The 25,504-nt window shown below is 35.7% G+C and carries 26 protein-coding genes and 1 pseudogene; 7 read left to right on the forward strand and 20 right to left on the reverse strand.

Features of this window, described 5'->3' with window-relative positions:
* The 5 genes from MKY26_RS23110 to MKY26_RS23130 all read right to left on the reverse strand — a co-directional run.
* A partial coding sequence (locus MKY26_RS23110) for a DUF4158 domain-containing protein (protein ID WP_341099404.1) occupies nucleotides 1-231 on the reverse strand: 231 nt, incomplete at its 3' end.
* Nucleotides 228-893: a recombinase family protein gene (locus tag MKY26_RS23115; protein ID WP_251162682.1), complete on the reverse strand. Its 666-nt coding sequence runs from the start codon at nucleotides 891-893 to the stop codon at nucleotides 228-230. The genes MKY26_RS23115 and MKY26_RS23110, both read right to left, overlap by 4 nt.
* An 806-nt stretch (nucleotides 894-1,699) precedes the next feature.
* Nucleotides 1,700-1,867: a YtzI protein gene (ytzI, locus tag MKY26_RS23120; protein ID WP_251162683.1), complete on the reverse strand. Its 168-nt coding sequence runs from the start codon at nucleotides 1,865-1,867 to the stop codon at nucleotides 1,700-1,702.
* A gap of 73 nt (nucleotides 1,868-1,940) precedes the next feature.
* Nucleotides 1,941-2,399, reverse strand: coding sequence for a DNA mismatch repair protein (locus MKY26_RS23125; RefSeq protein WP_251162684.1), 459 nt, complete (start codon nucleotides 2,397-2,399; stop codon nucleotides 1,941-1,943).
* A 148-nt stretch (nucleotides 2,400-2,547) separates the two neighbouring features.
* On the reverse strand, nucleotides 2,548-2,751 hold the full coding sequence (locus tag MKY26_RS23130) for a hypothetical protein (protein WP_251162685.1): 204 nt from the start codon (nucleotides 2,749-2,751) through the stop codon (nucleotides 2,548-2,550).
* Nucleotides 2,752-3,329: 578 nt separating this feature from the next.
* On the opposite strand from MKY26_RS23130, the gene MKY26_RS23135 reads away from it, so the two are divergent.
* The 4 genes and pseudogenes from MKY26_RS23135 (at nucleotide 3,330) to MKY26_RS23150 (ending at nucleotide 6,180) form a co-directional block, all read left to right on the forward strand.
* On the forward strand, nucleotides 3,330-5,090 hold the full coding sequence (locus MKY26_RS23135) for a SulP family inorganic anion transporter (protein WP_251162686.1): 1,761 nt from the start codon (nucleotides 3,330-3,332) through the stop codon (nucleotides 5,088-5,090).
* 27 nt (nucleotides 5,091-5,117) lie between these two features.
* A complete protein-coding gene (locus MKY26_RS23140; protein WP_251162687.1) occupies nucleotides 5,118-5,456 on the forward strand; it encodes an ArsR/SmtB family transcription factor in 339 nt (112 codons plus the stop codon).
* A gap of 202 nt (nucleotides 5,457-5,658) precedes the next feature.
* A pseudogene (locus MKY26_RS23145) lies at nucleotides 5,659-5,898 on the forward strand (zinc ribbon domain-containing protein YjdM); the annotation flags it as partial.
* Nucleotides 5,899-5,919: 21 nt separating this feature from the next.
* A complete protein-coding gene (locus MKY26_RS23150) occupies nucleotides 5,920-6,180 on the forward strand; it encodes a hypothetical protein (RefSeq protein ID WP_251162689.1) in 261 nt (86 codons plus the stop codon).
* Nucleotides 6,181-7,096: 916 nt separating this feature from the next.
* On the opposite strand, the gene MKY26_RS23155 is transcribed toward MKY26_RS23150, so the two are convergent.
* From MKY26_RS23155 to MKY26_RS23215, 13 genes are all read right to left on the reverse strand, one after another.
* A complete protein-coding gene (locus tag MKY26_RS23155; RefSeq protein WP_251162690.1) occupies nucleotides 7,097-7,378 on the reverse strand; it encodes a heavy metal-binding domain-containing protein in 282 nt (93 codons plus the stop codon).
* A 15-nt stretch (nucleotides 7,379-7,393) separates the two neighbouring features.
* Nucleotides 7,394-8,593: a C40 family peptidase gene (locus MKY26_RS23160; protein ID WP_340978748.1), complete on the reverse strand. Its 1,200-nt coding sequence runs from the start codon at nucleotides 8,591-8,593 to the stop codon at nucleotides 7,394-7,396.
* Nucleotides 8,580-9,209 (reverse strand): hypothetical protein, encoded by a 630-nt coding sequence (locus MKY26_RS23165; RefSeq protein ID WP_340978750.1) that lies wholly within the window; start codon nucleotides 9,207-9,209, stop codon nucleotides 8,580-8,582. Before MKY26_RS23165 ends, MKY26_RS23160 begins: the two co-directional genes overlap by 14 nt.
* Nucleotides 9,209-11,647 carry a CD3337/EF1877 family mobilome membrane protein gene (locus MKY26_RS23170; RefSeq protein ID WP_340978752.1) on the reverse strand — a complete coding sequence of 813 codons (2,439 nt, stop codon included), beginning with the start codon at nucleotides 11,645-11,647 and terminating at the stop codon, nucleotides 9,209-9,211. Before MKY26_RS23170 ends, MKY26_RS23165 begins: the two co-directional genes overlap by 1 nt.
* Complete coding sequence (locus MKY26_RS23175) at nucleotides 11,644-12,078, reverse strand: hypothetical protein (protein ID WP_340978753.1); 435 nt, start codon at nucleotides 12,076-12,078, stop codon at nucleotides 11,644-11,646. Before MKY26_RS23175 ends, MKY26_RS23170 begins: the two co-directional genes overlap by 4 nt.
* Nucleotides 12,075-14,636: an ATP-binding protein gene (locus MKY26_RS23180; RefSeq protein WP_289432523.1), complete on the reverse strand. Its 2,562-nt coding sequence runs from the start codon at nucleotides 14,634-14,636 to the stop codon at nucleotides 12,075-12,077. The genes MKY26_RS23175 and MKY26_RS23180 overlap by 4 nt, the downstream gene beginning before the upstream one ends.
* Nucleotides 14,614-15,045, reverse strand: coding sequence for a TcpE family conjugal transfer membrane protein (locus tag MKY26_RS23185; RefSeq protein ID WP_340978757.1), 432 nt, complete (start codon nucleotides 15,043-15,045; stop codon nucleotides 14,614-14,616). Before MKY26_RS23185 ends, MKY26_RS23180 begins: the two co-directional genes overlap by 23 nt.
* 3 nt (nucleotides 15,046-15,048) lie before the next feature.
* Nucleotides 15,049-15,270: a hypothetical protein gene (locus tag MKY26_RS23190; RefSeq protein ID WP_289432525.1), complete on the reverse strand. Its 222-nt coding sequence runs from the start codon at nucleotides 15,268-15,270 to the stop codon at nucleotides 15,049-15,051.
* A gap of 18 nt (nucleotides 15,271-15,288) precedes the next feature.
* Nucleotides 15,289-16,269: a conjugal transfer protein gene (locus MKY26_RS23195; protein WP_340978761.1), complete on the reverse strand. Its 981-nt coding sequence runs from the start codon at nucleotides 16,267-16,269 to the stop codon at nucleotides 15,289-15,291.
* Nucleotides 16,270-16,282: 13 nt separating this feature from the next.
* A complete protein-coding gene (locus tag MKY26_RS23200) occupies nucleotides 16,283-16,621 on the reverse strand; it encodes a hypothetical protein (protein ID WP_289432527.1) in 339 nt (112 codons plus the stop codon).
* A gap of 56 nt (nucleotides 16,622-16,677) precedes the next feature.
* Nucleotides 16,678-17,568 carry a replication-relaxation family protein gene (locus MKY26_RS23205; protein WP_289432528.1) on the reverse strand — a complete coding sequence of 297 codons (891 nt, stop codon included), beginning with the start codon at nucleotides 17,566-17,568 and terminating at the stop codon, nucleotides 16,678-16,680.
* 14 nt (nucleotides 17,569-17,582) lie between these two features.
* The gene (locus MKY26_RS23210; RefSeq protein WP_340978765.1) at nucleotides 17,583-20,123 is read right to left on the reverse strand and encodes an ATP-binding protein; all 2,541 of its coding nucleotides are present in this window, start codon (nucleotides 20,121-20,123) and stop codon (nucleotides 17,583-17,585) included.
* 502 nt (nucleotides 20,124-20,625) lie between these two features.
* Nucleotides 20,626-22,074, reverse strand: a complete 1,449-nt coding sequence (locus tag MKY26_RS23215; protein WP_341099382.1) for a primase C-terminal domain-containing protein — start codon at nucleotides 22,072-22,074, stop codon at nucleotides 20,626-20,628.
* Nucleotides 22,075-22,671: 597 nt separating this feature from the next.
* Here MKY26_RS23215 and MKY26_RS23220 point away from each other — a divergent pair.
* From MKY26_RS23220 to MKY26_RS23230, 3 genes are read left to right on the forward strand one after another with little or no spacing between them, the layout of a single operon-like run.
* Nucleotides 22,672-23,844: a ParM/StbA family protein gene (locus MKY26_RS23220; protein ID WP_340978822.1), complete on the forward strand. Its 1,173-nt coding sequence runs from the start codon at nucleotides 22,672-22,674 to the stop codon at nucleotides 23,842-23,844.
* Complete coding sequence (locus MKY26_RS23225; protein WP_340978769.1) at nucleotides 23,825-24,205, forward strand: hypothetical protein; 381 nt, start codon at nucleotides 23,825-23,827, stop codon at nucleotides 24,203-24,205. Before MKY26_RS23220 ends, MKY26_RS23225 begins: the two co-directional genes overlap by 20 nt.
* 40 nt (nucleotides 24,206-24,245) lie before the next feature.
* Nucleotides 24,246-24,455 carry a hypothetical protein gene (locus tag MKY26_RS23230; protein WP_341099384.1) on the forward strand — a complete coding sequence of 70 codons (210 nt, stop codon included), beginning with the start codon at nucleotides 24,246-24,248 and terminating at the stop codon, nucleotides 24,453-24,455.
* A gap of 143 nt (nucleotides 24,456-24,598) precedes the next feature.
* Here MKY26_RS23230 and MKY26_RS23235 read toward each other — a convergent pair whose 3' ends face one another.
* Nucleotides 24,599-24,961 carry a hypothetical protein gene (locus MKY26_RS23235; RefSeq protein ID WP_340978773.1) on the reverse strand — a complete coding sequence of 121 codons (363 nt, stop codon included), beginning with the start codon at nucleotides 24,959-24,961 and terminating at the stop codon, nucleotides 24,599-24,601.
* Nucleotides 24,962-24,988: 27 nt separating this feature from the next.
* A complete protein-coding gene (locus MKY26_RS23240) occupies nucleotides 24,989-25,474 on the reverse strand; it encodes a hypothetical protein (protein WP_340978774.1) in 486 nt (161 codons plus the stop codon).
* Nucleotides 25,475-25,504 lie beyond the last annotated feature (30 nt).

Genomic DNA, 25,504 nt, shown 5'->3' on the forward strand with positions numbered 1-25,504 from the left:
TAAGGAAAATACTCCTGGCTCAATATCCAACTGTTTTGCCAAATAGTCAAGCAAGAAGTCGGGGATCTCCTTTATATCAGTTAAGCTCCATCCTGGATAACGGAGTAGTGCTAATTGGACAGCAAAGCCTAACCGGTTGTAGTCTCGTCGGTGACGATTTATGATTTCCAAATCATGTTGCGAGAAGGTATAGTAAGTAGCAAGCTCCCATTCACCATTGGGAGGGGTCATCCATTCTTGTCGCTGGTCTGTTGTAAGAAGTTCTTTACCGCGCAAGGTATCTGCTCCTTTCTTTGATTTTCATACTCCTTTACACGTCGATAAAAAGTATTTGGCTTTAAATCAAGACGCTTCATTCCTTCCGTCGCAGTGATTGATCCAGATTTCCACTCATCATACACCCGAATAAAATCTGCATTAATCTCGTACTTACGTCGCCCAAATCTCACACCCTTCTTCTTTGCCACTTCAATTCCTTCGGCTTGCCGTTGCTTATTTTTTTTACGTTCTTGCTCGGCTACATAAGAAAGCAGGCTTAAAAATTGGTCCTCCATTAACTTTCCAAGATCGCCCATTCTTCGGAATTTTCGGCTATCAAAAAGCGTCTCATTTTCTAGTACCACGATATCTGCGTTTAGCTGCCGTGTAATATACTTCCACTCTCGAATAATACCATCATAGTCCCGACCTAATCGGTCCAGTGCATCAAGATATATCAAATCCCCTTCGCGAATGATTAAAAGCATCGCCTGATACTGCGGCCGATTAAAATCTTTTCCACTTTGCTTGTCAATAAAGATATAACGTTCTTCAATTCCAAGTTCACGGAATTTTTTAAGCTGCCGTTCTGGATTTTGATCCTTAGCAGAAACGCGAGCGTACCCTAGTTTCAAAAATATCAACTCCTAAACTATTAAACTATGTCAAAAAGTATATCAACAAAATGAAATGTTTCAAAATAAAAAAGCACACTTTTTGACACACAGAATATTATCTGTTTTCCAACGTGTCATAAAGTATACTTTTTGACAGTAACCATAATATGAAAAATACCTTACATTACTGTTGTTAAATGACAATAAAGATATTTAAACCAGTAAATAAATACATTATTAGCGTTGTTTAAAAACGTTATTAGGTTACCTTTGTAAGATTAATACAGGAAATAGAGGTTGCATAAAACCAATTTTTTATGTAGTAAGAGGATTCTGAAGAAGCTTGAAACGTTGATTTTATCAACGATGTATTTTTAAATAAGAACCTTGTATATCCGTTTAATGGATGTTACATAATAAAACCGATAAATCACATAATATTAAAAAAAGAGTATATATTTGAGGTTATAATAAATGATAGATCCTTGGAGATGTTAGTATCGAATGATTTATTAGTAGATATTTACCGTAACGCTGTTGAGCGAAAAGTTAATAATGGTCTCATTCAAACATCCTTTAATGAAATTTAAAAAAGAAATTTAAGAATTAATAGACCTAGTGAATTACAACAGCTACTCGGGGCTTACGGAATCTGTCAGAGCCGATGTAGGAATGATGTTTATAAGTAACTAATAACGAAAGTAACCTTTCCTTAACATTAGGAAATACTTGAGTAATAGGAAATTTCTGAATTTTATTATTGTGCTCTTTTTATTATAAGGAAACAAAAAAACTGAAATGGAACAACCGTTTGATACACTGTTCTATCGTTGTTGATTGTCATTTTCTTGTTTTTTTGAATTGTTAGCAGCTGAATGGGGATCAACTGGGTCAATAGTATGTTTATATTGGTATGCTTTCGATGTAGTGGTTAAACTTAATATTAAGATAATAAAGATAATGACTAAGCTTACAATCAAAAAATTCGCCATTTTTATAGTTCCTCCTCAAATATTTATATAACTAAATGATTTTATTTATAAATTTACATGACCTTACTATCTTCTATATAAAGTTTTCTGAATTTCTAAGATCAAAATCTAGGTTCAACTTTCTTTCTAACTTATCTATATTTCCTCCCTCTTTTACAAACAATTCTAACTTTTCAGCCATCAGTTTTCCTATTTTACTATCTAACTGTTCATGATTAAGTAATGATTTTATTTTTATTGTTTCTGGGGTGTTATCCCTACGGAACCATTGTCCAGGGACCTGTTCCCATAAGTTTTCCCACTCATCTAACAATTCAATTTCATTTAAAAAGAATTTTTGTAAACCACATAACCAAGCAGTACAACTAGTATTTCTTTTTTGGCACCCTAAACCGTCTTTTAAAAGCTCACACCCTTGACAACAAGAGTTCCCACTTTTTATACAAACCTCACAAATATAATGTGACCCAACTAATTGAAGTACCTTCAATCCATATTGGATAATGTCTTCTCTTTTTATTTCTATACTCAACTTATTCGCTCCATCCGCAATTAAATTTCTCCCTTAGATTAACCAATTTTTTACCCAATCCGACCATGGCAAACAGGTAACTATGTATCCATCCACGTACCTATGAACGTTATTCTGCCCACATTGTCCACCTCTTAGTTCTGCCCATTTAGTATAATTTTCTAGTATGCCTTGTGCCCCGCATCCAAATATGTCCTTCCCCCTCTAAGTTTATCCAAACATAGTGACCTATTTTTTCTATAGCTACTACCTTACCTATTTTTTCGACATTAGGTTCATGATAAATGACCTCAACTAGATCACCTATAACAACCTTGTTCCCGTCTTTATCCTTGTAAGATTTTATGTCCATTTCCCCACCATCCTTACTAGTAATTCTATCTTTCTATAAAGGGGGATATTTCCTATTTCCATTAATTATGTTCTTAGGCTGGTGCTTGGACATAATGAGAGCACAGGTAAAAAGGAAGTCAATTAGTTCCAAAAAGTGCAATAGGTATTTAAAATATTCCTTAACTTAAGCAAAACACTCAGTAAGTACCTTCAAAAACTACTTTGTTTATTATATAGGCGTTCAGCAGTAGGAGCAGGTATTGTAGTCTCTTATCCAATGTTGAAAAGCAATAATTATATTACGAAAAGAGAAAAGACACATACTCTACCGTTGTTCTACTTTTTGTTCTTGTACTTTTTCGATTGTTCGTTTGAGATTAATTGGGTTAATAGTATGTTTAAAATATCCCGTTGGATAAAATATATAAAATTTTATATATTGTGTTATTAAACAAAACCCTTGCTCCTATTCTCATGTATTTCACCTCAAAAATTCCTTTTGACATAATTAAGGAAACAGTGTAAATTCATATCATAATATATTCAAATAATCAGATATAGAGATATGCAAATATTATAAACGAAGAAGGGTTGGTTATGCAACATAAATGGTTTTTTACTGGGAGATATAATGGGTATTCTTTACCGAATTTTCAAAAAGACCTATTGTCTGGTCTAGTCGTTGGTGTCATTGCTATACCTTTGGGTATGGCGTTTGCAATTGCTTCTGGTGTTAAACCCGAATATGGAATATATACTACAATTATTGCAGGTATTTTAATTTCACTATTTGGTGGGTCAAGGTATCAAATTGGTGGACCTACAGGAGCCTTTATTCCTATTTTATTTGGAATAGTCATGACTTATGGATATGAAAACTTATTAATTGCTGGATTTTTTGCAGGTATTATCCTATTTTTAATGGGGATTTTTAAACTTGGTTCATTAATTAAATTCATTCCAAGGCCAGTGACTATAGGCTTCACATCAGGAATAGCCGTCATTATTTTTGTGGGTCAGATTGCTAATTTTCTAGGCCTTACAGGGGTAGAAAAACATGAAACCTTTTTAAGTAATATCAGAGAAATTATCATTCACATTCATTCTATTAATTTTTATAGTGTATTAACTGCTGGAATATGCCTTATTGCGGTCTTGTTAACGCCAAAATTTTCCCCGAAGGTTCCAGGACCACTAATAGGATTATTATTTTCTACAGTGATAGCCAGCATATTTTATCCTAATCAAATAGCCACAATTGGCTCAACATTTGGTGAGATTCCAAGTGCCTTACCTCATTTTAAGGTACCTGAAATGACCTTTGAACGCGTGCAACAATTAATTGGGCCAGCTTTTGTAATTGCATTGCTTGGGGGTATCGAATCTTTATTATCTGCAGTGGTCGCTGATGGTATGACAAATAGTAAGCATAATAGTAATCGAGAATTAATTGGTCAAGGTATCGCTAATATGATTACTCCTTTATTTGGTGGAATTCCTGCAACAGGAGCCATAGCCAGAACAGCGACAAATATCAAAAATGGTGCGTTCTCGCCATTTTCCGGAATGATTCATGGAATTGTCGTTTTGTTAGTATTAGTACTTCTTGCTCCTTATGCTTCAAGTATCCCATTAGCCAGTATGGCCCCTATCTTAATGGTTGTAGCGTGGAACATGAGTGAGAGGCATGTATTTTATCACGTGTTAAAAACAAAAACGGAAGATTCACTTGTTCTAGTTGTTACTTTTTTATTAACGGTTTTTGTTAATCTTACAGTTGCTGTTGAAATAGGTCTTTTATTAGCAGTGGTTTTATTTACAAAAAGAATGAGCGATATTACGGTAACAGTCAAGGCACTACCTAACCCAAACAATAAACATGAAAAGATGGAATCTAAAATGGTGACAGATGCTCGTGACTGTCCTCAAATTAGTATTTATAATGTAGAAGGTCCTTTATTTTTTGGGACTGCTCAAGCGTTTGAGCACTCAATAATGAATACGATCAACTACAAACCGAGAGTTTTACTCTTAAGAATGGGAAAAGTCCCTTTTATGGATACAACGGGTGAATCTTATTTATCAAGTATCGTAAAGGATTTTTCCAAACACGGGGTTGTATTGATATCTGGTATTAAACCTCAACCTAAAAGCGTTCTAGTAAAAACAGGTTTATTTGAATATATAGGAGAAGGGCGTTTTTTTGATCGTACTGGAAATGCAATAGATTTTGCACTTGAACATCTAAATAAGGACAAATGTCTTGGATGCAAACATTTTGCTTTTAGGGAATGTACAGTCTTTTCGGGTGCACATGAGAACATTGAAAAAAAAGGAAAAGTAGTTACGACATCTTAATTGTATCTAGAAAGAGAGGGAAATAAATTGAACTTAGAAATGCAACGGTTTAAAGCTGAATTTTTTAAAGCTCTTGCTCATCCACTTAGAATAAGAATTCTTGAACTTTTAGCTGACGGAGACAAAAATGTAAATGAAATTCAAAATCTTGTAGGAAGTGAAGGTTCGGCAGTATCGCAGCAATTAACAGTCTTGAGAGCAAAAAATATAGTTACAGGTACCAAAGATGGTAATCGGGTCGTTTATTCCTTAAGAGATCCTATGATTATTGAGTTGCTCAGTGTTGCTCGTCAAATTTTTAATAATCACCTTGTTGATACGATAACAATGTTAGATAAATTCAATGATACAGATAATGAGGAATAGAAAAAAAGAAAAGGATAACCTTTTCTTCAAATTTGAAAAGAGTTTAAATGAATTTCATCTAATTCAAGAGATCATGACAGGATATAATCATATAAGGAACTCGCTTTCAAGTTCGTAATTGCTATTCTTACGAAGTTTTAAAAAAGGAAATTGAAATTAACTCTCATATAGAATTAACAATAATGAATGGAGGAAAGAAATTATGGTTAATGTGCCAAATTGCCCAAAATGTAGTTCAGAATACACTTACGAAGACGGAAGTCTTTTTGTTTGTCCAGAATGTGCTCATGAGTGGACTTTATTAGAAAAAGAAAATGATAATAGTGAAGATAAAAAGATTTTCAAAGATGCAAATGGAAATGTCTTAAATGATGGTGATTCTGTAACAGTTATCAAAGACCTTAAAGTAAAAGGAAGTTCATTAGTCGTAAAAATAGGTACAATTTGAAAAAGGTGTGAAAAAATGGAGACACAAATTTCATCAACCTTCTACTATATAAAAACTAAAGACGAAATCGGGGATACTATAAGAACAGCTGTTTTTAAGCTTAAAAATGGATTATTTCACGCGTATTCTTCTTATGATCAAAAAGATGATAAAAAAATTATTGGTTTTGGTGAGAGTGAAAATGATAAAACAGCTATAAATTTATCAAAACAAGACCTAAGAAAAGAATGGGAAGCAAAAAAAGGCATAAATTTTTTGGATCATACCCTTTATTAAAATTTTTAATAAAGGGTATTTTAGTCAGTCTTCTATACTATTCCATAATCAGGCGCTTATCTACAGTATGTTTTTCTACCGTATCTAACGTATGTAATGATACAAAAACGACCAGATTTCTATCTATGTGGAAACATTATATACTGATATTTCTTATAGTATTCAACGTATCCAAAGGTATGGGGAAATAGACTTGGGTAACTGGAGAAAGAAACAACCTTGAAGTTTAGTGTGGAAGTGTACTTCTTCCAGATTAAACTTCAAGGACAGTAAGCGTTAGCGCGGTAGGTGTGATAGATAGGCTCGTTGCCTGATGGAAAACATACTAAGCCTAAAGTATCAATTGTACCCACTGGGGGCTCAAGTCACGTCCTTAATACGTGTATCTATGACTACATGTAATCAACGATAAAAGGTGCATTCTTTCAACTTTTATGAGCTGATACTGTAGATAACTACCCAATCGTTGAATAATTAAATCCCAATTTCTCATTTAAATCACTGAGAGATTGGGATTTTTAATACTGGAATATCCTTAACGTTGTAAATCCGCGTTTTGCTGGCGGTACCCCTATTAGCATTTTTTTCATTTCGACCATTCCTTTCTATTTTTTCAATTTTTTGTTCTTTAAGAATATATCACGATTTTATTTTTCCACAAATAGGGAATTATTCATATTTTTATAATTTTTAAAAAATTAAAGAACTATATAGGAGTACTGACAGCAAAACGCTTTTACAAAGAATAGTTCACTCTGCAGACAACCTTTCATTTACACAAAAAAAGAAATTAACAACGCTTCATTGGCTCTGTGGCGAAATTAATTTCTTTTAAACGGGATAATATCTTTTAAATGTAAATGACTTTTGATTTAAACATAGTAAAGCAGCCATTAAGGCTGCTCCGTAGTAGTTATTAATCAATCAATTTAATTACAGTGCCATATCCTGAAACCATAACATTTTTATCTTGATTAAAAAATTTAGTATCATAACGGATATGGATAACTCCATCCCCACCCATGCTTTCAGCGTATTCCATCACTTGCAAATTAATTTTATTAAATGCCTCCGAAATGAGGTCTTTTTCTTTTGTAAAACTAATTAATTTGTTCTCTTTTACAGGTGTTGTGATGTAATTATGGTAAACATCTAATACTTCATATTTTTCTTTAATATCCCCTGTCGACATAATCATTTGATTTTTCCTCCTTTAAAGTCGCTTCACTCTACCGTTAAATGTATCTTTCCAATACCCACTTGTCATATCTTCAATTGCCACACCTTTACTCGTTTGAGCACCTATGAATCTTCCATCTCCTATATAAATACCTACATGCCCATCGTCTTTATAGGTATTGAAGAAAACAAGGTCTCCTGGTTTCGCTTCTTTTAGTGATACGGTTTTACCAAGGTTCTTTAATGTATCAGTAGTAGTTGATGTTAACGGCCCGAGATTTACACCAACTTGATCAAAAGCCCAATGTACAAAGCTTGAACAATCAAAGCGCCCTGCTTCAATATCACTTTGGTTTCTTCCACCACCAAAGACGTATTCGGAATTACCAATCCATTGACGCCCAATGTCAGCTACTTCTACACCACTTAACCCCTCTGTGCCATCTACAGCAACATAGCCATCTACATATGAACCAGCAAAGCCTAAAACTTTCTCTACGTACCAATCAGCTCGGTTATAAGCGAATATGGCTTCTCTTAAATTACCATCAGCTGCTCCATTGGCAGCTAGATAGCTAGCTGCAGAGAAAATGGCATCCTCAATGTCGAATGGGTCAGCCTTTCCATCGTTATTCGCATCTACACCATACCCACCATACTTTTCTATCACTTTAGGATCTGATAAATCAGAATCTGATATATTCCCTGCGCCAAGCCCTGAACAAGTTGGATGCCCCCATCCAACCCATGTACAGGGCATAAATTGCATGTGACCAAGTGCGCCCACAGGCGAAATCATCGGTTCGATTGTTGAAAAATGCGTTTCTACTCGATGGTGCGCAGCCAACAAATTCCACGGTACGCCATAAGCTTCTTGTGCTGCTTGATAAACAGGTATAAATACGGAAGGAATTTCATTCTGACCTAACTCCGAAATATCACCGCCCCATAGCCCTCCTGTTTGCGTTTTTGTCTCTTGTTCTGCACTAGAAGCTAAAAGGAAAAAGACGGATACAGCTATACCAATAAACAATATAACAACAGCTGCAACCCCTAATATGATGGGCCAACCAATTTGTGATGCTGCGGCAGTTCCTGCTTTTTGTGCTGCCTTTTTAGCAACTTGTTGCCCTGCTTTCTTTGCGGCTGCTTTCCCAGCTGTGGCAGCTGCGCTTTTTAGCGCCGAGCTGCCATCTGATTCATAATTGTCGTTTGGGTCATTAGCTTGAGACATTTACATTCACATCCTCTACAAGCCATTCACCGTTATTTTCTCTCAAACCAACAAGATACCAATCTTCTATTTTTTGAGTAGAACCATCAACGGATTTAGCTTCCCCTTTTACCATCACACTCCAACGGACAACAATGCTGCTAGCGTTAGAAACTTGTGTAATATCTATTTCATCCACCGTTAAATAAGTTCGTTCTAATGGCTCTCTACGAGGGTTTTTTTCGAATTTCTTATACAAAGCATCCGTCATAAACGGTTGCGCATTTTCTAAATACTCCATCGGCTTTTCAGCATTATAAGTGTGATATGCTTTTACAAATTTTATAGCGACATCTTTGGACCTTTCCATTTGTTCTTCGGAGAATTGCTCTGTTTGGTTGTATGTCTTAGTTGCTGTTGTTGATTCTTCGTCATTTTCTGTATCTTGAACGGCTGATGAAGAGCCAGAATCAGTGTTTTCCACTGATTCGACTACCTCTTCTGATTGCGCTGAATCTACTGCCATTTTGTTGAGAAAAAAATATGTGGTAAAGCCCACGACAAGGAAAATGGAAAGGGTAAATATAAACAGTTTCACACGATCTCTTTTACTGTGTTCAAAATCCCATCCAAACATTAGTTACCTCCTTCATTCTCTTGATTACCTTGTTTCTTTCTCCATTCAGCTACTTGTTCGGCTTCCCATTTAGTTAATGGTTTATCGTCATTCTTTGCTCGATTAATGATTGTCTGAATTGCTTCAGCTGTCATTTTACTAACTCGTCTTGCTCCGTTTGATGTTGTTTGTTGAGTACTTGCATTGTTCTCATTGGTGATGTGATTTCGATTAAATGTCTCATTGATATTTCTTTGCGTACTTTCATTATTTGTGATGTTTCGATTAACTGTTTCATTGAAGTTTTGATTTATCTGTTCGTTATTAGTGATTTGTCGATTAACAGCCTCACTAATATTTCTTTGTGTATTTTCGTTATTCATTAAATTACGATTGACCGTTTCGTTAGAAACGTTGCTTTCTTGTGTGATACGGTCACGATTCACTGTGTTTTGAATGTTCTTAACATCATTGTCATGAGTAGATTGATTTCGATTAATCACTTCTTGAGCGGTCTGTTTATCTGTGTCATTTTGAAGTGTTCGACGTTCGGCAAGATTTGATTGCTGCTTCTCTTGAATTTTGTCTGTATGTTCGCGCATATTTTGATGATTGACATTACGCTCTGACTGTTGACGATCATTAATATCCATACCTTCGAGTGTAGACGCTGTTTCTTTATCCGCAGGCTTTTCAGGATATCTATTCACTAATGGGATTGTATTGCCTGAACCCATACGGCGACGTCGCAAATCATCTATATTCGTTACATTATCATTACTCTTATCTTGGCTATTAGAATCAATCTGACGGTCCATAAGCTCTTCTTGATTAGTTGGGGCATTTGCGATGTCTGGTCGATTATGGAGTTGGTTTTTATACGTTTCTTTTCCTTCTTGAAACTCTTGATCACTACGGTTAGCAAGAGTCATACTTCTTGCTGCAGCTGAAATACGGTCTTTTGTTTCAACTAATGCCTTTTTACGTTCAGCTAATTGTTGTTCGTCTAGCTTACCAATATGGGGCTGTGGTTTAAGTCCTGTTTTGCGGTTCGCTAAAGGTAAAGGACTCTTCTCGCCGTTCATTAACTCTTTACCTCTACGTAAATTATTCTTGGCTTGATTAAAGCGATTTCTGTAATTGTTTAATGTTTGACCGGTACTACTTTGAATATTACTTGTAGCTGTTGATACCATTCCAAACAAGTCTTTTCGTTTTGCCCAAACACCTACAAAACAAATAATTTGTAATAACATCATACCTAGATAACCTAAATCAGAGCTTTCTGTAGCTCGGTAAAGAATTGCGGAGACTCCAAACAAGATAGTTAATAATAAAGCTATAGCAATCTTCATAATCTGCGCATGAACGAGTTTCATAATCCAATTAAGAGCTGTTTGTTTCCAACTCGGTATTAAAGCCATCAATAATGGAACTGGTGCAAATAAAGCTAACACTAAAAAGATTAATTGATATAAAATGATTGTTCCTGAAATAAGAAGCAGAAAAACTCCGATGATGGTATTTGCGATGAAAAGTAACGGAACAAACGCAGCTCTTTGTTTGATACCTGAAGCTGACATCATTGTATTTTCATTTCTTTCTACTTCTGCTTTTACTAATTCTTCACGATCTTCAGGATTAAGAATAGGGTCAACCTCTAATATTTGATTTACTCGGTTACTATCAATTTGTGTAGTTCCATATTGCATAAGCAAATATGGCTTTTTCACCATTAAATCAAACATCTGATTTCTGATAGTAGCTAACCCCTCATCTTTGCTGTAACCCGATCCAGGATTAACAATACCTGCTGAAACCCCTAAAATGTTACTTTGTAATTCACTAGACCATTCATTAATACCACCTAAGAATTTCGCAGAATTAGCGAAGAACCCCATTGAAAAAACAAAGATAATTAAAGCTGAAATGATTCCACCCCATGCGCGACTACTTTCTCTTTTTACCATCCCTACATAAGCTGCCCACGCACCTACCATACATATAATAAAAGTGATTAATAGCGGCCAAAGACCATTGCCCATAAAACCATTTGAATTAAATCCTGCGATATTAGAAATCGCTGCACCAATCTGATCGATTACACTTGAAACAAAATCAAGTTCAAATGCATCTTGAACAATGACCATTGTGAAATTAGCTAATAAATTATTGAGCAACCATACCGCATTAACCATTTCCATTAGAGCTACATAAATTTGATTTCCTGCGCCATCTATCCAATTCCACGGCATCCAGTCACCAGATGTATCAACATACGTGTCAAGCTCATAATGATGTTGTGGATGCTCATTATACTCGAGCTCTACCTCTCCTACTCTTTGTGTATCTCTATCTTGTGGAACAAGATTATCTTGTAAGCTCTCTGCGGCTACAGGTACTTGCATTGTCACAAACATTAAACAGATGACAGCCAATAGCTTCAAGATTTTTTTCACTGATTATGCAGCTCCTTTAATATTTTCGGTTCTATATCTGCAATATGTGTATCGAAATTACGAAGATCACTGTAAGATGTACGCTTCCAGCCATCATCCGTTTTGATGATTTCCATTCTTTCTGTAACCATTTTTTTATCTTCTGGATTTTCATAAATCATTTCATAAAAATATCGATTATCTGAAGCTTTCCATTCGGTTAACTTATAGTTTTCAGCTTCACTTTCGTTATCTCCCTTAATTTCTTTATCTAAGGCAATTGATTTTTCATCTAATAATTCAAGCATTTTATGCTGATTATTTTGTATTTCTGCATTTACCCACTGAATCGCTACATCTGAAGGTCCTTGACCGTTTACTTCTTCGTTACCGCATGCTGCGGTAACGAAGATTGTTGTTGTCAATCCTGCTGCAACTAACCATTTCTTCATACATAAACCTCCGTTTCTTCTTTTTCTGGTTGATTATTCTTTTCTTGTATAACCTCATTTTCTTCTATTTCCTCCGAAACCCTTTCAGCAGGTGGTCTTGTATCGAATGCGTCGAATAAGTCATGGAATAAAGCATTAATGGAAACAACTCCTACACGACCAGAAATATCTTGAAATAGACATTGGCCATTCTGTAATTCACTCAATATAGATGCGTTATATTCAGTATTTTTTAAATTTAATAAGGAAAGCACATTTTCAATTTCTTTTGAGTCGGTACTTCTAAAAGCAAATTTCATACCGATGTTATTCTTCATTTTTTCATCTAACAAGTCATCCGCATTTTGTGTTACAAAGTAAATTCCAGCATTCATAGAACGCCCTGCACGCACAAGACGTGTAGCTAAGTGACTCCCTTGGCTTGTGTTTAAGATTGCCCAAGCTTCATCAAGTAACACCACTTTAAAGATACTACGATCAGAATGAATGAATTTTAATGCGAACGACGAAATTGGAAGCATCATTGCTATAGAAAGCATTTCAGATAAGTTGTATTTTTCTGGAGGTGTGTCAGGTGATGGCAACTCTAAATTTTGTATTTGTAGAACGTTTAATGCTGTTTCTAAGCTAATAGATGATTGACCCTCTCCATCACCGAATAATAGCTGTGCAAAGGATAATTCACTAAAGGACTGAATATGTCCACCAAGTTCTCTTGCCACTTCGTCATCATCATTTAGCAAGGTTTGCATTACTTTTTTCAAACAAGGCTTTTCTCCTTCGGCAACCACACGCACAGCATGTGTTAATTTAGGAAATCGTTTAGAATCATCTAAACGCACACCTGTGAGGAACGTTAGGATGTCTAGAGCAAGCGTTTCAGCTTCTTTGATATTATCGTGTATGGAAAACGGGTCGAGCCTTCCAGCATCCTCTGCTTTCGTAGAAAGCGAAATGATGTTGACATGGTCTCTTAAATCATAAAGCTTGTCGCCCCATTCATCTCTATCTCCCTTTGGGTCCACCACTAAAGCTTTTCCTCCTGATAATACCGATAAATACGTAATCAAGTTAGCACAAAAGGATTTTCCTCCACCTAGTGAGCCAAGAAATGCTGCTGATAAAGCATTTGTTTTCGTTCCTCTAATCCCTTGTGCAGCTCGGTTAGGCATAATATAAACAGGTTGGTCTAAGATACCTGTTGAACCGATAAAAAAGCCTTCTCCATCGCCTAATTGTTTAGTAGCTCCAAACATCCCTCCTGCTACTGTCGCAGGCTCCATGAAATGAACATAATCGGTAACATACCTTTTAGCTGCTGGTAGAAACTCATTAAATGCAAGCCACTGATCACCATAAGGTTGCTCGATTTGAAACATCATATCTTGGTAATGGTCCTTCAACGTATCACAACGTCTTTTTAATTCATCTTCATCTGATGCAGATACAGCGAAAACAATAGATGTTTTAATTAATGGCATTCGTGATTTTTGTAAATGAGCTTCTAGCTCATGCGCTTCTTGCCTTCCTTCCAATACGTTCAACCCTGTATCATTGCCTGTTTCTCTTGCGTGACGATCTTGGTCTTTTAATTCTTTCTGTTTGTTTCGTACAGCTGATAAAGCTTTACGATTATCCATCGTTTCTGTGCGAATACTGATTTCTACAGGGAAATCAAGGCTTTGAATGGCATATATCCATTCTTCATTCGGAAATTCTAATTCATAAGGTACACTTGAAACAGTTAGAAAAGCGACATGCCCTTCTCTTTCTTCACCTTCATGAATTTGCTTTAATAAAAGGCTCCGTTTAGGAGAATCATCGATCAACCCTTCGGTTAAACGTAAAATGTCATGATGCATCGGGCGGCGAACAGTTACATTCTCTTCCTCATATTCTTTATAATTCACTGTGTACGCTGGACTCCAATTTTGTATAAGAGGCGCTTTCCCAATCCCTCGATAAAAGTTTCTTCTAATCAACCATTGAACTGTTAATTCATCCACTGGTTCAGCTCTCATACGTGAATGAACTTTATTATGAATACGTCGTTCCGATTTACGATAACGCAAAATTTCATCTTCGATAATTTCAGGTGTATCTAGACCTGATGCTTCATTCACACCGCTAATAAATTCTTTCCACGCTTCTTTTAAGTCCTGAAGAAAGGATTTTTTATTTTTTACATTGTCGGGTTTCGGCAATTTTACGCCAATGAAAAACAAATACTCTGTTCCTTCTTTGCCTAACATACTTTCCAATTGGATGGCTGCGTCATCCGTATGTTTAGCAGCAGCTTCTTTTAATGGACCTGTTAATGTTTTTTTGAATTTATTATGTTTCTCTTCTATCGATTGAAAATTCGGAACAACAAGCAAATGAGTATCTAAGTTAATCTGCCAAAAAAATGCTTTAATTTTGGTAAAAATAATGTCCTTCTCGTCAGTTGCAAGAAAATCGTAATTAAACCCTTCTAATTTATAATAAGCCCAACAACTGCCATCTTGAGAAAACACCAAATTGCCTTCAAAATATTTAACGGGAAATTCGATGTTCATTTACTTCACCATCCTTTTTTTGATAACTAAGCTTTCGATAACTAATAGAACTTTTATATTTATAAGGAGCTTTCACTTCTGAAACTTCCTTATATCGGTTTATACGGCGAGGGCTAAGGTGGTGTTGTGCCGCCCGATAAAAGAATCGGTGCGGCGCTTTTCCATCTAACAGTTGTTTGGTAAAAAACCAGGCAAATAATCCCGGTAAAAAGATGTATTCAATCAAACCCAAATCAATTAAACTTAAAGGGGGGAATTTGTTTAGGAACCAAACCAAGGCAACTCCACCCGCAAAAAATCCTATCTGCCGATACGTCACAGGTATCGGCAGTGGGATGTCTTGCACCCCATAAAGTACCTTTTCCACTTTCCATACACTGTTATAGGTTCGTAGAATCTTTGGTCTCATATATTACCCTCCGAACACGGTTCTGAATAAGTTAGAACCAAGATTTGTAATAGTGTCTGGGTTGAATACAAATACGCCTACAACCATCGCGAATATAGCAAATCCAACGAACCTAGAAAACTCTCTTTTCACTAAGAAATAAATTGCTATAGCTCCGATAGCTACCAAAAACAAAGCACCAATTTGTGTTGAAAACCAACTTTGAATATTTTCTCCAAAATTCATAATCTATGAACCTCCTAATTATTGATTCTTTAATTTATTTACAAACCATCGATTATCTTTGACAATTTCCATTTCATACGGGTAAACAAGTTCTGCTTTAGAATGTTGATCGCTAAAAGCAACCGTGGCATGAACGATATATTCTCCTTCTTTTTCCCCTTCCTTCACGACAAGGTTTTTCACTTCTTTGAAAGTCATGATACCAGTCATAGATAAAACTGAATCATCATTATCTTTCAAATAATAAGTTAATTCTTCTTGTGTGCCTGTCGTATATACCTTGAAGAAGGTATATAAGAAGGTTTTTACTTCTTCCTGCAATTCAGAACTTAACACTTTATCTTCTTCGCTTATTTTAGTGTCTGCTGCAATGTCTGGCTTTTGAGGGGCAGCCACGAAATAAGGTATTTGATGCACTACATAAGATTGGCCATCTGTTTTCACTGGAACAACAAAGTATTTTTCGTGTGGTCCTGATGTTTCTTCTTTAGGTTGAGGTGGTTTCTTTTTATCCTTCTTAGCTTTTTCTACTGCCTTTTTGTCAGGTGGAATCACCTTTTTCAAGTTCTGATTGATTCGTAGTGTAATCAAAGCTTCATCTTTTTTCGTTTCTTCTACCTTCCATACTTGTGAAGAAGATAACGTGCTGCTCCATTCCATCCCTTCATAAGATAATCCTGCTTGCTGATCTAATCCTTCAGCTAAATATTTAGATAAGCGTTCCCCTCTTTTTTCTTTTGCTTCATCGGTGTTTTCCCAAATGAAATATTGAGACGCAAAGGTTTGCGCAAAGGTTTGACCGCCCTCTTTAGCTGCTAGATTTATCACTTCCTCTTGTGCTTCTATCGGAATCTCTTCTTTTGTTTCATTGGCTCCTGCATTTCCCACTCTGACAATAGCGATAATTGATAAGAACAACACAAGCCCAAACCCAGTCCAAAACACACCTTTAAGCATTTTTTTTCTGAATACCGTTTTCGGATATTCTCGCTTTTTCATAATGCCCTCCTTTTTATTTCATCATTTCTTCCATGGCTTTCTTTCTACTATCTTTTTTCTTGGCTTCTTCTCCTAAAGCCCAAACAGCTATACAAAGGAAAAGAATTAATCCTAGAGTTGCCCAAATACCATATTCAGTATAAAAGCTTTTCAGCCAACCTAAGACATCATCTGCTGCTTCTGCGAAAGGTGGATATTGATCATAAGCAAATTGAAATAGAAAGTATCCAGCAATAATCATAAGTGCAAGAATGATGACTAATCCGACTAATCGCTTTAAAAAGCCCAATAGCATATCTTTAATGGTACTATCACCACTCGATGAAGAACCTCGCTTCACCTTGTACCCCAATCGAATCACCTCCTTTCAAGTGCAGCTCCAATTTTTGAATATTAATATTCAACTTTTTATTCTATACGTTTATATAGGCTATATAGTTTCTCTTGGTCAGTAGAATGCGCAGCCTTCCATATGTCACCGTAAGGGTTTTCTAAAACCTCATCATAAGTAGCAAACATCAAAGCACCGCCAATTTTTTCGATTTCTCTTGATTCTGCTTTTTTAGCATTTCTCATCAATTGATCTCTTTCGTTTTGGTTACTCGATACAAATAAAACACGAACAAGTTGTATATTATCACCAAAAACCACATCATCTTTATAAGCGCCTTTTCTCACATATTCGTTATAGCGTCGTAACTTATTTATGGTGACATCAATCCTTTGACGACTTCTTTCTAATTCCACTAAGTATAAAATTTGAATAGATTGCTCATTTAGCGTGCGTTCTAAAACAAATGCACCATCGGGCCGAATAACAGTAGTTGCTGATTGCTTCACTTTACCTTCTTTGTCTTTTGAGGATTCCCCATAATTCCTGAAAGCTCGCCTTTCAGAGAAAAATTCTTTAAAAGCAAATACTTTATCTTTTTGTGAAGCATAAGCACCTTGAATATGAGACATCTGCAATGAATGATAAATATATGTTGGTGTACGATCAGTCCATCGTTTATCCCAATCAGATTCCCCTAAAATCTCTTTTACTTCTTGCACACCCTTATTATCTAAGGTGTAAACTAAACGGTCATTTCCACGTGTTGACGCTTTAGCAACTGGAAAAGATTTAATATAACCCTCTCTTTGCAATGCGTTCATTTGCCGTGATATCCACGGTCTAGAATAAGCTGTCCCGTCAGGGTGAACATAGATGTATTTTTCTAAATACGGTACATCCACAAAAACCAAGTCATGCAATGATACAAATAATTGTTCTTCTATATCTCCGATTCTTTTTACCATTCCTCATTAACCCCCTAAACCAATAAATCCTCGATATTAACCGCTTTTTTATCATTTGACTCCCTCTTCTCCTGATTATCTTCTAGATTTGGTGTGTCCTCTTGATTTGTGTCATCAGCAATTAAACCATCATTTTCAGATTCATCTTTCTGCTCATCTTGTTCCATTAATTCTTCTGTTAAAGCATGTAATTCACCACTTATCTCATGAAATGCTTCATTTTCTTGGTCAGGAATTTCACCATCGCCAACCAACACATCTAATTCCATATATTCATCAACTGGTTCTACTTCCGATTCTTTCGTAACCACTGGAACAGCTAATTTTTCATACTCTAATGCCTCTTCAATCGTTCTTTGTTTAATACCAGGAATCGAAGATTGATAAAATGCTTCTTGTGGTGCTTTCATCCGAATCAGAAAAGGTCTTGTTCGTTCATTTCCAACCTGCATACGCATATATGCATGATAAGGCTCAACTTGAAGGTAATCCGATTCTTTTAATGTTTCCGATGTCATCGATCTATTCACATATGCTGCGTCATCTGGCTCTCCTAAACGGAAAGAAACAAGAGTTCCAAAGTTTCTGAAAATCGCTGACGCAACTTCTCGTGGCAGCTGATCTTTAATCCCCTGCATCCCTAAAATAATAGATGTTTTATACTTCCGAAGTTCCGAAGCAAAAGATTCGATAGCGTCAGTACTATGCTCCATAAGCGTTGGCGCCTCATCTACCATCACAAAATGATAAGGTAAACGGCTTCTTTCAGATGCTGGTGTATCTGCACGACTTTTCCCTGCCAATTCAGCAAACGTTAAACACATTGAGCCAATCAATTTCTTTTCATCACTGGTTAACTCTGATAAATCCAATAAATTGATTCGCCCTTCATCCATACTTTCTCGAAAGCGTAAACCATTTGTTTTTGCTCTCAACATTTTTCCTAATACACCTGATAAAGTAATTTTACGAAGCTTATTAAGAGTAGAATTTGTTTTTGCTTGAAGTTCCCTATCTTGCAACTGTTGTAAATTCGCAAAATAAAGGAACAAGTCATTTTCTATAGGGTCTGCTCGATCCAAACGTTCTAAAACAGAATCACGATAATCAGGGTCACTTAAAAGCCTCTGTAAATTCGGCAAGCTTGCTTCCCCTACTCGTTGTAAGGTGATTCCTCCATTTAAGAAATTGTCATCAATATTAGGACCCCAAAAATCCTTCCAAGTTCGTTTTAATACATCTGCTACCGTTTGTGCAATTTTATCCTCACTTGTAGCAAAATCAACATCATAAACATTAAAAGGAAATTCCCCTTCTGAAAATTTGATGTATCTCACAAGATGCTGCTTTTCAGGCGGAATACGTGCTGCAATGTCCTGACATAAATCACCATGGGGATCAATAACCGTTCCACCTATAGATGTACCAACTCCATCCAATTTGATTAAATCTTCCACGAGATTATACATCGCTGTTGATTTACCCATACCAGACATTCCAAGAAATGCTGCATGATATCTAAGTGTAGCTAAATCAAACAATACACTAGTTTCATGCCCATGATATTGATGATCTCCTAGGGATATCGTCAAATTCGGGTCAAATGAAGGTTTCTTTAATTCCTTTGGCAATGGGGTAGCCCTCATTTTCAAACGATTCAACTTATTATTTTGCACTCGTTCGCTTGGCAATCTCATAATTGCGGCCATTTCTTCAGTGCCTAAAATAACTCGCTTTTTTTTAGTTTCAATGGAAAATAATCGATTTTGAAACTCCCATCGAAATAAAGGGCGAATCGTTCGAAACCACCACCATTCACGACCTTTTAACTGATTAAGCCTTCCGCTAGAGAAAGTACCTATAGAACCTTTAGCGCTTTTAATTAAAGATTTAACATCTTTTTGATCTCGACCAAACGCAACAACCTTTATGCCAATCCTAGATAAAACACGAGTTGATTTCCCCTCAATAGCTGACAAATATAACTCATTATCTTTTTCTAATGTTTCATCCGCTGCGCCTTGTTTATGAAATTGTTTAGTAATTCCTCTAAAACTTCTCTCAGTGCCATAAGCCGGCTGAACTAAAAATTGCATATGAATTTCTTGCTCATCTTCTAATCCATCTAAAAACTCAATTATTTCTGCTTGGGTATCTACAACTTCATTGTGGTATGTCTTGATGGGAACTGTCCAATGACTCTCGGTGAATAGCTTCGTTGCTGCATGAGGGCGTTTAAAATCTAATGGAGTTGGGTTAACTTCTGTAATTTCTACTTCTGGATGTTCTGCATAATATTTACTTTTAAATGCTCTTCCTACATGATCATCAGGAACCCAAACAAAAAATCTTATATCATCTTTTGTGGCAATAATTTCCCAACTAATCCATTCTTGCTTAATCAATCTTCTATACCATGGTCTATTTAGAAAACTCAACATTGTCGACCATGCTGTTTCATCTTTAAAATACAAAATCTTTGCATCCATCGTTGTCTTTAATTCATAAATTTTTCCACTTTTCGGAATCAAAAATGGCAATAAATGATACCTCAAATACTCCACCTCCCTAAAAACTCATTATCAACTAATATATTATTTTCTCAATTACATTTCTTTACCAATCACAAAATTCTAACTTCCAATTACCTCTTTATCCTAACCGATCTATCCACCACACTCTCATAAAATATCCTCTTTTCCCCTCTCTCTTGAACTCCTTTACTTGAACTTACTCTCTTGAACTTAACTCTCTACCCACTTACCTCCCCCCACACTCACTCTCTCTTACTTACTTAACTTACTTACTCTCTCTCACTTACTTACTATTCACCACTCCCCCCTACCACTACATAACATTTGAAATCAGGTAAGTGGGTTAAATATCTAAGGTCCTGCCAAATGATCACGGGTAAACGATTCACCTAGCCGTGATCATTTGGCAGGACCGGACACCGCTCAACCACCCAAACCAATTAATTAATAACTTAAAGTGGTGATTAGTATTATTTAATATTTGATTATATGATTAATTGCCTTAATCATAACACACTGGAAATTATATACAAGGGACCTTATTCCCAATATACACCAGTATTTTTCCTGTTTTTAGGTGGTCCATTTCTCCAGAAGGCAATAGTAAAGAAGCTGGTTCCTCAAGAAATTTTGAAGAGCCAGATAAAGAATTATTAGAAAGCAAAAACAAACCAGTTGACCCACCCACCACCTGATCTATAAATGTATTTGAATTGGACCCATTTCTTTTTTGTTCCCTTTTGCGTTGGAAAGGGATGACTTTTGTTTTCTTAATAAGGGTTAAAGTGGTTTCCGCAGCACGTCCTTTTCCTTTTATCTTCTTTGTAATTATTCCAATTTGAACAAGGTGTTCTATAATCTTTTTAAAAGTTGTATACGGGATGTTTTTTTTCTCATTTGATGACGACCTAACCTCTTCAGCAATCTTTCTTTGTGCAGCAGATACACTTCCTCCTTTGGCTTTTAAATAGTTAATAATATCTTCTTTCCATTCATCAAAATGGCTATATGTACGTTCTTCTCTTGGTTTTGCTTCCTCCCATGTTTGATAAGTAAATGGCATACCTGAAAGCAAGCGAATCCAATAAGATGACGGGCCATGCGGAGCATCTTTTTTAAATGCGCTTTTTACTTTTCTTTTAACATCTAATTGACGCATGGGTGGCTCATTTAAAGCATTCCATTCTTGCAAAAAACCTTCTGTTTCATTTTCACTGTATCCATTCGCTTTGTATGCCAAAGCAAGCGTATAGCAAGTGTTATCTCTTTGACCTTCTGATACGCCTTCTAAAAGCTTTTTGATTGCTGGATGTTGTAGTAATCCATCTACACCTACACAAGTTACTTTCCTTTCTTCTGCTTTTTCTTCTTGATAAATAGATAACCAGTCACATAGATTATCAAAACTAATACGACTATCAGTCTGATAAACAATGTTTGATTCGGTAGGCATACGAAACCATCGCTCTGCTCCCACAGCCTGTAAATCGCCATTTAAAGCTTCAGCAATACTCATTTGAATTCGTTTATAATGAGCTGTCACTTTTGGAAAAGCTCTTTTAGGGCTATTCAAATACCAATAAAGGTGAAAACCACCTGAAGGTGTTGAAACAACTAAAGAAGGCATGGGGAGTCCTGCATCATTTACAGAATCCAATACATCAGGAAGAAAAAGCCCGCCCTGGTTGTATCCATTTTTTGCATCTATATCAACAACCATAGCATTTAGCCAACGTAAAGCACCCTCATGACGTTGATCATTGCGGTAAAACGTATTAGGTGTGTAATATGTATAAGCTTCTGTCGCACCAAATAAGGAGCGATATGTACGCACAGCTTTAGGCTTTTCGTAAAACGTATTACAAACATAAACCCAACCCAAATGACTGTTATAACCGCTTTGCTGCTTATCTATTTGTTTTTTTGGTAAATCTGTTAGTTGATCTCTATAAATCTCTCTTAATGCGTTCATTTCTTCTCCTTCTCCACACAAAAAGACCGCCACAAGCTGCCCTGTAGCGGTCCTAAACCTTTAACTTTGATAGAGAAAGATGCAGAATTTTGTTAGGTTTTACCGAACAAAAAACATTGCAATTATCCAAAATTTCATATATGATAAGTACATATATGAATAAGAACAATCATGATGTTGACAGCATCATGATTTACCTATCAAAGCTAGATCGAGGTTGGTTGCCGTGGAGCTAGCTTATTTCTAAAAGAGCGGTGTTGACAGCACGGCTCTTTTTACTTGTTTTTTTATGTATTTGTTTTTGTATTTTTATTATAAAAAATCTCTTAGACTAGTAAATTTTAGAATTATCTATAACTATACATAAAACTTTTTTGTTTGTCTACTATTCTTCCGATCGGCGAAAAGAAGCCAATCGGTTTTTTTATGCGCTATTTGTGCGCATAATATAATATATTATATGTATAAAGAATATAAAAAAACACTATTTTTTACGCATTTTGTGCGCATAAAATACATAAAATGTGTTGCCAGAGTATTAAAATAAATGTATACTATACTTAAGATAGCAAAATAAACCAATTAAGGAGTGTTTTTCTGATGACGATTTTAAAAGCTGGTGCAGACGCTGGGAACAACGGATTAAAACTTTGGGTAAAGGATACAGACCCTATAACAATTCCTACTGTTTTTTCTTATTACATGGGCGAAACAACTGAATTAATGGACATGGATGATATTGCAGCTAATGACTTATTAGAAAATATTGATGTAACTATCAACTCTAAAGCTCTAACAAGGAATGGAGAAAGATATATAATAGGAGAAAAAGTTTTAAAAGATAACCTTACACCAAATGAATTAGAAAAAAAGTCCGATAAATCTAAAGATGAAATTCCTGTTATTGTGACACTTTCTGGGCTCGCCATCGACGCAATCAAAAAGAATTACGGGCAAGATAATATTGAAGTTTCTTATGATCTATCTGTTGCCTTACCAGTAAATACAATCACACAAGAAAGTGCCAAAAATAACGCTACTCGTTTTATGGGTACACACGAAATTATCTTCCATCATCCATCAGGAAGGAATGTTTATGTCACTTTAAAAATCGAATACTGCAAATGCTTACCTGAAGGCGCAGCCGCAGCTTGGGGTGTAGTCTTTGATGAAAACGGAAAAGTTACAGAAAGAAAAATAGAAATTGGCGATAAAATTATGAAAGTAGATTTCACCAATAAAACCCTCTTGCATTTTGATATTGGTGCTGGCACAACTGAAATCGTTGTGACAGAAGGCGTTAAATATAACCCTAAACTTTCAGAAGGGTTGAATTTCGGGGTTAAATCTACTATTAATGAAATTATCAAGCGTTGGAATCGTAATAATCCTAGAAAATCCATTGATAGCATGGCAGAATTTAACGAAATCTACTTTGACCCTGAACATCCTCGTCATAATGATCTAGTTGCAGAATCCAAAACAGGGTTGTTACAACTATCAACACAAATTAGCAGCTCGATTATAAATAAGATTGACGATTTAAAGGATGACCCTTTTGTGTTTATCTATGGCGGTGGAGCAGCAATACTTAAACCTTACTTGCAGCCAATTCTAAAATCCAAGGATCGTATGACTAACGTTACATTCTTAAAAGACCCTATGTTTGTAAATGCGCGCGGCTTACTCGTATATACATGCTCACCAAGGTACGAACAACAGAAAGAAAGAGAATTAGGTGTAACTGCAAGTGGCACGCACTCGAAATAAGGTATATAAGCAAGGAGATAGGATAAACATTTATTTAAGCCGCGATATTACACCTGAATTTGTAGAATGGATTAACAAACAATCCGACCTATCTAACTTCTTCTTATATGCAGCTCAACAACTTTACAACCAAACAGGCTTTGTAGATGTTGCAGAAGTAATGCCAAGAAAGATTAATTTTGATCTTTCATCAACTAATGGAAAGCAACCTATATATCAACCAGAAATACAAAAAGAGGAACAACCAGAAAAAGAAGTAATTACAAAAGAGACAACAAAAACAATAGAACCAAGAGAAAAAGAAGAGAGCTCTAACTCTGCATGGTCGAGTCTCGATGATTTCGACGACCCTTTTGCTTAATTTTACAGTTGGATAATAACCTAAAATAAAGGAGATAAAAATGGGGACTTTAGAAATCTATAAAAATGACGAAGGTATTGTTATAGAGCAAATTAACGAACCAAACAATAATATCAAAAGAGTTTTTGAAACGAAGCAAGAAATGCTTAAACACCTAGATTCGCTCAAACAAACAAAAGAACTGGATGCCTTTGAATTAAAAGTATCGGAAGAATTTTGGGCTGATGTAATTAATCGATTAAATAAATAAGCGTCATATTTTAGAAACTAAAGCACAAGACCACCTTAAGGTGGTTTTTTGTTTTAACACGTGCTGCCATTGACCAGAAAAAGGAGCTTTCTTTCCAGCTCCTTTTTTATTCCTCGTAATTTTATTTTCTGCTACGATCACCCTCATTGTGCTACTCCTTTAATTCTCATTTTTCTTATAGCTGATATAATTCCTGTTATCGCTTCAAATAATAAATAAGGGGCAATTAACCAGCCAATTATAAGAGCAAGAAAAAACTTAAATCCCTTTCGTATTGCTAAAAAAAATAAATCGAAGAATATATCAGAACGCACTCGATATATTTCGCGAATTATAAGCTGCGTATCTGTCGGATTATTTTTATAACGGTTAATCATTGACCAACCAGCTGGAACAGCACAAATGAAATAAACAGATAGTAGATCGAATGATTGGAAGAAAGGATTAAAAACAAGATATAAAAATAACCCTATCAACAATGGAAAAAGACTATTCATCGGATGCATACAGTTCCCTCCCTTCTAATGCTATACTCAAGCATTTTCTTGTACCGATGATTCTTTAATTTTCATCTTCTTTTCGTTAGATTGATTTATACGGCCCAGATAAATATGAATGAATTTTTCAGTCACCTTACTAGGGAAGTAACCTATACGCTCCTTAATAATATTTTCAATCACCCATACTTTTCTGGTAGCTTCCTCATAATCGTTATAAGAGGAAGTATCATACTCTTGCATGTCATTCCCTTGATTGGTTGCCCTATGAACGTTTATACGCAAATTATATACATCAGAACGGTGTTTTCTGGCATAACGCAATAAGAATAACAATTCAATGGTTTCTTTCTCCATAAGGGTTTTAGTATCCTTGAAAATTTCTACTTCTGCAGGAATTGAATCTATGGTGTTTGACATGCGATTGCCATTCTTTGATATTTGATATTCCTTTAATTCCATTTCGCAAAAAGGGCAGTATTTTGAACTTAATTCAGTAGCACAGTACACACAAGTTATCATTTTTCAACCTCCATACAGGGGAGAGAAAAC

Origin of the sequence: Cytobacillus sp. FSL R7-0680 (genome assembly GCF_038009245.1) — a bacterium.
GTDB lineage: Bacteria > Bacillota > Bacilli > Bacillales > Cytobacillaceae > Cytobacillus > Cytobacillus kochii.